This window comes from Bradyrhizobium sp. Leo114 (assembly GCF_055229415.2).
The window spans coordinates 1-7,668 of record NZ_JBUYEN020000109.1 but is presented as its reverse complement, the minus strand read 5'-3'; the positions used below and the strand labels follow the sequence as shown (position 1 = coordinate 7,668).

Genomic DNA, 7,668 nt, shown 5'->3' with positions numbered 1-7,668 from the left:
GCGCACCGCGGCCGGGCGCGAGCACCAGCGCTAACTACCCATGCACAACTTCATGGACAACAACACGGACACAAACCGCGGGGCGCCCTGACGAGGCTCCCGCCCCCCCCGGGTTGGGCCCACCCCCCCCCGCCGCCGTCGCTCGCCAGCGCTGCGCTGGGGGCGAGCGCGCGACGGCGGCTCCGAGGCGATGGCTTGGCCGGACCCCATGATCAATTTTGCTGAACTTGACGCACAGAACTCGTCCGAGGGGGAAAAAGCTTCAATGACCCTTCCAATTGAGCCACCACGCGGACATGACGGGCAGTCGTTGGCGTGGTGATGGGACACCTAACTTCCTAAACGAGGAGGGCTGGGCGGCGCGTCGTCGCTCGGCACAAGCTTCGATCGCCGTTCGCGCGCCCGAGCGGCATCAGACGCGCCCGCGGGTGCGTGCCTAGATCCGGCTCAAGAAAAACGCCTCCAGTTTGCCTTTGCCCTTCACGTCAATGCTGCCGCGTGGCTCCAGCGCGAAGGGACCGACGAGGTGGCGGGCGATATCCTGGGACACATGGATTCGATTGGGCAGAGAATAGGCCTCGAGCCGGCTGGCGACATTTACAGTATCGCCCCACACGTCGTAGATGAAGCGGTGCGTGCCGATGATGCCGGCGACCACCGGACCGGAATGTATGCCGATCCGGATTTGCAAGGGCCAACCGAAATGGCCGTTGACGCGGCCTAGCCGATCGATCATGCCGAGCGCCATTTTCGCGATCGCTGCGAACGCATCGGGGTTCGGATCGGGCAAGCCGGCCACGGCCATGTAGGCATCGCCGATGGTCTTGATCTTCTCGACGCCGAGCTCGTGGGCAAGCGCGTCGAATTCCGAGAACAGCCGGTTCAAATACTCGACCGTCGCTCCAGGCGTGACCCGTGCCGAGTGCTCGGTGAAGCCCACCAGGTCGGCGAACAGAACGCTCACGCCCTCGAAGCGGTCGGCGATCATGGCTTCGCCTTGGTTCAGGCGGCCAATCACCTGTCTTGGCAGGATGGTCAACAGCAGCCGCTCGAACCTGGCGGTCTCGTCCTCGATGCGGCGAAGATACCTCTGCTCGCGGTCACGCCAGCGCTTCTTGTGTAAGCACGCGTTGATGCGCGCGCGCAGCAGGGTCGGATCGAACGGTTTCGGGAGATAATCCTCTGCGCCGGCCTCGATGCAGCGGACGGCGCTCTCTGTGTCCGCCAGGGCCGTAATCATGATAACCGGAATGCGACGTAGCCGCTCATCCGCCTTCATGCGCACGAGCACGTCAAGTCCGTTGATGTCGGGCATGATCAGGTCGAGCAGGACGAGATCGAATTCATCGTGCTCGAGCGCCTGCAGGGCCTGCTGACCCCCGGCTACGGAAGCGACGCGATGACCATCGCGGGCCAGTCGGCGCGACAGCATATCGCGGTTGGCTTCGATATCGTCGACGACGAGAATGGAGCCGGTTTCGGTGACGGCAGACGGCTCTTGCCGGACTGGCCCCAGGCTGCGAATCAGTTCGCTTACCATTGCCGCGCCGGTCTGGTCGCAGGCTAGGTTCGTCTCACCGAGATCGGCCGAAAATCGCACGATGCGATCGAGACGTGGCAGCAGGTCGGTGGCCGCCAGCAGCACTCGGTCGAGGTCTGACCGCAGCGCGCCGCTCGAGATATCGGCTAGATCCTCGCTGAGCATCTCGGCATAGCCTTTGATCGCGTTCAAGGGTGTGCGCAGCTCATGGCGTAGCTGCTGCTCCTGGGTGGCGGCCGCCGGGTCGGTCGCGTTGTTCTCGCGATCGCCCTCGACCAGCTGGTCGACCTTGTCGGCGAGATCCCGGGCGGCACGGAGGACACGGTTGACATCGGGCAGGATATCCTGACGCCCTTCCCGCGACGCCTCTTCGTGCATGATCTCTGCATAGCCGAGCAGAGCGTTGACCGGGGACAGCAGTTCCTGGCGAAGGTGGGCTAGCCGAATACGTGAGGCGCGCGCGCGGTCGGTGTCAATGATGCTCATGGTCGCTCCGGATCCGCGCGTGGGCATGCCGGGGGACCAGCTCGTCGAGCGCCGCCAGCACGGCCTTGCCGCTGTATTCGCCTTTGTGCACCAAATGCTGTACCTGGCCGTTGAGACGCGCGAGATCCTCGGCCGTCAGGGCCTTCGCGGTGACGACGATGACCGGGATGCGTCGCCAGCGGGATTCGGCGCGCAGCCGCGCGACGAACTCGAACCCGTCCATCTCGGGCATCATCAGGTCGAGCAGAATTGCGTCCGGTGAGGCCTCGTTCAAGCGTTCGAGGCCAACCCGACCATTCTCCGCTTGTGTGACCGTGCACTCGATCTCCCGCAAGGCGCGCGCCATCAGCTCGCTGGTCGGAGCGTCGTCCTCGACGATCAGCACGTGCCGTGGCTCGCCCCGCGGGCAGCACTTTTCCACCGCACGGACCAGTTGGTCGCGATTGATCGGCTTGATCAGGTAATCGGCGGCGCCGAGCGAGAAGCCGATGCTCTGGTTGTCGACGATCGTGACCATGATCACGGGAATTTCGGCGAGTGCCGCATCTTCCTTCATGGCACTGAGCACGGCCCAGCCATCCATCTGCGGCATCAGAACGTCGAGCGTGACCACGTCGGGTTTCAGCGTGCGGGCAAGCTGCATCGCCTCCTCGCCATTGGCAGCCATGCGAACGGCGTAGCCACAGCGCTGCAGGTGTCGACGCAGCAGCTCCCGCGCGTTGGGATCATCGTCAACCACGAGAACGATGGGCGCATGCTCGGGCTCCGCGACCTGCAGATCCAGAGAACGCTTCTCTACCGCCCCGGTCGCAGTGTCCGGAGCGGCGTGTGTCACCGCCGGCAGACGAACCACAAAGGTCGTCCCCTTGCCGGCTTCGCTGGTCAGCGTCACATCGCCGCCCAGCAGCCGGCAGAAGCTCCTGGTGATGGCGAGGCCGAGCCCGGTGCCCCCATAGGCGCGGTTCGTCGATTCATCGGCCTGAGTGAAGGCCTCGAACACCTTGGCCTGCTGATCCGGCGTCATGCCGATACCGGTGTCGCGCACCTGGAACTCGATCCCGTCGCCGGCCTCGTTCGTATCGCGGAGCGCGGCCAGGGTGATCGTCCCGTTCCGCGTGAACTTGCAGGCATTGCTGAGAAGATTGAACAAGATCTGCCGCACCTTGGTCAGATCGCTGTGGATCGCGCCGACCTCGTCGGCGCAGTTCACCACGAGGACGTTGCCAGTCTTCTTGGCCAGCGCGGTGACGGTCGCCGCCACACTATCGATCATAGGCCGCAGCTCGAAAGTCTCGAGATAGAGCGTCATCTTGCCCGCCTCGATCTTGGAAAGATCGAGGACGTTGTCGATCAGGCCGAGCAGATGCTTGCCGGCATCCTGGATCTTGCGCAAGTCCGCCATCTCCGATTCGCGCCCGGAACTCTGGGCGTCCTCGAACAGGATCTCGCTGTAACCGATGATCGCGTTCAAGGGCGTGCGCAGCTCATGGCTCATGCTGGCGACGAAATCCGACTTCGCGCGGGTCGCCTGCTCGCTCGCCCAGATCGCCTTGTGCAACTCGCCTTCCATGCGCTTGCGGTCGCTGATGTCGGCGAGGCCGTTGATCATCGCCGGGCGCCCCTCGAACTGGACGCGCTGCGACGCTATGAGCGCCCAGAACTCCTCGCCTCCAGCCCGCTTGAACAGCATCTCCATTCCCTCCACATGGCCCTGCTCGGTGAGTGCGCCGATGAAGCGCTCGCGATACTGCGGGTCTGCGTAGAGAGTCTTCGCTTGCACGCCCAGGGCGGGCGAACTTTCGAGCTCGAACATTTCGCTGAAGCGTTGATTGGCATACCGGATGATCCCGTCATCGAAGGTGACGATCGCCACCGCCATCGGCGCGGCCTCGGCAATGATGCGCAGCCGCTGCTCGCTCTCCTGGATCGCCTGCTCCGCCTGCTTCACGTCGGTGATGTCGGTGTAGGTCGCGACCGTGCCGCCGTCATCGGTCTTGCGCTCGTTGATCTGGATCCAGCGCCCGTTTGAGCGGCGTTGCACATGCGGGCCCTGGGGATCGCGATGCCGGGCCAGACGTTCCGCGACCCAGGCCTCGACGTGTCCCTCCGCGTCGCGGATCTCGCCGCTCGCGGCCGCATTGCGGAGGATCGTTTCGAACGATACGCCCTGATTCACGACATCGATGCTGCCGGTGCCGTGCATGTCCCGGTACCGCCGGTTGTATGTCACCAGCTTGTCGTCGGCATCGTAGAGCGAGAAACCCTCCGAGATGCTCTCGATCGCGTCGGCCAGCCGGCGCTGGGCCTCCGTTGCCGCGTCGCGCGCAACTGCCAACTCCTCCTCTCGCCGTTTGAGTTCGGTCACGTCCGTGAACACGGCAACGGTACCACCATCCTGTGTTTTGCGCTCACTGATCTGGATCCAGCGACCGTCCCACTGGTGCTGTAGAAACGGCCCACTGGGGTTGCGATGCCGGGCAAGTCTTTGCTCCACCCATTCTTGAGGTCGTGTAGCTGCATCGGCCACGATCCCGCGCTCGACCACGGTCTCGATCAAATGCTCAAACTCCAGCCCCGGCTGCATGAGGTCGGCCAACCCCGGATAGAGCTCGCGATAGCGCGAGTTGCATAGCACCATGCGATCATCGGATTCGAACAGGAAAAAGCCTTCCGAAATGCTCTCGAGCGCGTCGGTCAGCCGGGTCTGGGCCTGCGTGGCCTTGTCGCGTGCCTCCGACAGCTCTTTCAAGCTCAGCTCGAGTGAGCGCTCCAGTATCGCCCGATCGCCATCGAAATCGGCGTATGCGGCATCGACGGCTGCTACGAAAGCTTGCAGCACAGCCGGTACTGCGTCCTCGATACCGAGGTGCTTTCTGAGCTGGCGTCGTAGCAGCCTGTGCATCGGTGCCCTATGAGGTTCAGTGCTCGGCGAACGTCGTTATGGTCATGGTTTGATTGTGCAGGCGGCACTCGCCACCGTGCACGAAGGGACAGAGCTCGCCGTACGAGTAGAACCCGGAAATCTTCGTATCCGTCCCGAAGACATCCCGGATTGCTTCAATTTCTTCCTCGGTACGCTGCTTCATCACCAGCTTACGACCGACACAGCTCACCAGAATTGCAAGATCTGGTCGCCAGCCGCCCAGCCCACTGAGGCTGGCCTTGGCGGCGGCCGTCGCGCCGTCGACCAGATCGTCAACATGGGTCTTCATCAAGTGCGCCGTTCCGCCCTGTGGGATGTCGCCGGCGAACGTCATTGACTTGTTCTGCTCGTCCACAGCCAGGACGGTCCGGACGACACCCTGGCCGCCCTTTGCTTCGGTAACCAAGATTGGAAAGAGCAGGGCAGAGCTTGGCAACCGGTCGGCGTGTGAGCCCAGGTACGATTTATAAAGATCGAGCGCTGACCGCCTATCCAGCTCGTAGAGGATGTTGCCCTCGGCCCGAGTGATGATGCGCAGCGGCCCGAATGGCTCCCAGCCGCCCATCGATGCGTAGCCAATACGCAAATCGTTGCCATACAGGCCGACCGCTGCCACGCGCTGGGGGCCCGCGCCACCGTCGGCAATCACCCAAGTCTCGGCGAAGTTGGTTCCATCTCCGGAAAGGCCGCCGGTGATCGACACGCCTTCCGAGACGCCGCCCGCGAGACCGCGCGCCAGGTCGGAGCCATTGACGTGTAAGCCATCAGAAAGCACGAACACGTGGCGCAACGAGGCGTCGTTGAGCTGCCGTGCGAGCTCCTTGCCGACGTCATAGCTTGCCTTCGCCTCGCCAATCGCAGCGGAGGCGAACCGGAGCCGCGTATGTTCGAAGTCCGCAAGGGTGGCAATCACCGAGTCGTCGACGACCATGTCGCCGACGATCTCGCCGGAAGTCGAGCAACCGAGCATGGCGGCCCCTTTGAAATGGTCGCGCAACTCGCCCACGGGGGCGCCTGCCTGCATCAGCGATCTCGCGCCAAAAACGAACACGACACTTTGTCGTCCGACTTCACTGGTCGGCAAATTCGGGCGCCACCCCTCACTTTGAGACCATTTGTATTGAGCCGTTTTCATGAGTTACTCCCTCTCATCGCATGTTCAGACCTTGTTGTCGTCTACTGTCCCGCAGCCGCGAGCAGCGTCTCGACCTTACTCAGCAGCCTCTGCAGCTCGATCGGTTTTGTATCGTAGTCGTCACAGCCGGCCTCGAGGGCCTTGTCCCGGTCGGTCGCCATGGCGTGCGCCGTGAGCGCGATGATGGGGATCTTGCGCAGCTCGGGCGTGGCCTTGATCCGGCGCGTCGCCTCCCAACCGTCGATCACCGGCAGGCTCATGTCCATCAAAATGAGATCGGGCCTGTCGCTCGTCGCCATTGCGACGCCGCGCGCTCCGTCCTCGGCAACGATGACCTCGTAGCCGCCGCGCACAAGGCGCCGCGAGAGCATGTCGCGGTTCATCTCGTTGTCTTCGACCAGCAGGATCTTGGGCATCGCACAGCCTCGGGTGTGTTCATCTTTGCCTCCCGAGCGGCTTGAAAGCAGTCTTGCTCTCCTGCCTACCAAGCCCCAATGGCAATTAAGACAATAATGGCCAAGCCAAAAACGGCGGCGATAGTCGCAGGTACGGAATACCATTCCGGTGTAGTCATCGTTGCCTTCCGAGCGGTGGTTCTCAAAGCTTAGGCCCTCGGCTTCACAAAGACTGTGAAGGGGCTAACACCTTGAAACTAAAATGCATTTACAATCTAGAGGCTGTTGCGCCGCCGCATGCGCGCGGGGCGCGAGAGCGGCCAATGCACGGCGCAAGCTGGTCATGATAGGAAGCCAAAACAAACCTCATCACGACGCGCGCGACTTCCACATCGCCGAGCACGTACTCAAACGCCTCGCGGATCATTTCGCCCGATGGCACGGGGCACCATTCATTGGCGTGGAAGCCAGGCCAATTCAGCATCTCACCGCGCTCACTTTCACTAGCGCGGGCGAGGATGGTGCCGCCGCATTCAGGGCTTGGACTCATAACCACTCAGAGGTCTGGGTTGGGTTGAGCCGGACAGCGGACATATCGCAGATACGGCAAAATCGATGTCTCACCATCGTCGGGTTTTGATGATTTTGTCCGGCGCCGCGGAGGTGATAACTGCTTTTACCCATAAATTCTTTGGCATCTCCACTGCACTCGGCGCTGTTTCTGCGGTTTTAGTCTTTGGATACGGCACCCTATACACAATTGCCGGGCTACTTCTCCTCATGTTGCGCAGACGGGCTGCCGCGCTCGCTGTCGCGTGCTTGGTAGTTGTACTCGTCGGAAGAGTTGCGTTGGCCGTGTCCAGTGTCGTTCCACTCGATTCATTAGAGCAGATATTCGCCATGGCTGTGGGGACGGGAATCGTTGCCTTCTTTACGGCCTATATCGGTTGGAATTGGCAAGCGTTCAGGTAACAACTTATTCTGCGATGAAGGCATCTTACCGAAAGTGGTCCATGCCCGATTTGTGTAAAGATCTATATAATCGCGGGCGCATTGTTAGATGAAGCGCCGCAATGCTGTTGCACCCACAACGACAGCTGCGGCGAAGTCCGCCATCTGAACTACTCTCGCTGCTTTCCGATAGTTTCCTGGGGGCGATCGATCGACCTCGATGCCTTCGGTCGGAATC

General features: G+C 62.2%; 4 protein-coding genes. All 4 read right to left on the bottom strand.

Going from position 1 to position 7,668, the window contains the following annotated elements; genetic code table 11:
- Positions 1–436 precede the first annotated feature (436 nt).
- Genes ACZIRK_RS44110 through ACZIRK_RS44095 form a run of 4 tightly spaced genes read right to left on the bottom strand, consistent with a single transcriptional unit; the run spans position 437 to position 6,500 of the window.
- Positions 437–2,026 carry an adenylate/guanylate cyclase domain-containing protein gene (locus ACZIRK_RS44110; RefSeq protein WP_130231141.1) on the bottom strand — a complete coding sequence of 530 codons (1,590 nt, stop codon included), beginning with the start codon at positions 2,024–2,026 and terminating at the stop codon, positions 437–439.
- Positions 2,013–4,928 carry a PAS-domain containing protein gene (locus ACZIRK_RS44105; protein WP_474419716.1) on the bottom strand — a complete coding sequence of 972 codons (2,916 nt, stop codon included), beginning with the start codon at positions 4,926–4,928 and terminating at the stop codon, positions 2,013–2,015. Before ACZIRK_RS44105 ends, ACZIRK_RS44110 begins: the two co-directional genes overlap by 14 nt.
- A 16-nt stretch (positions 4,929–4,944) precedes the next feature.
- Positions 4,945–6,084: an FIST signal transduction protein gene (locus ACZIRK_RS44100; protein ID WP_130231143.1), complete on the bottom strand. Its 1,140-nt coding sequence runs from the start codon at positions 6,082–6,084 to the stop codon at positions 4,945–4,947.
- A gap of 41 nt (positions 6,085–6,125) precedes the next feature.
- Positions 6,126–6,500 (bottom strand): response regulator, encoded by a 375-nt coding sequence (locus ACZIRK_RS44095; RefSeq protein ID WP_130231145.1) that lies wholly within the window; start codon positions 6,498–6,500, stop codon positions 6,126–6,128.
- Positions 6,501–7,668: the final 1,168 nt, after the last annotated feature.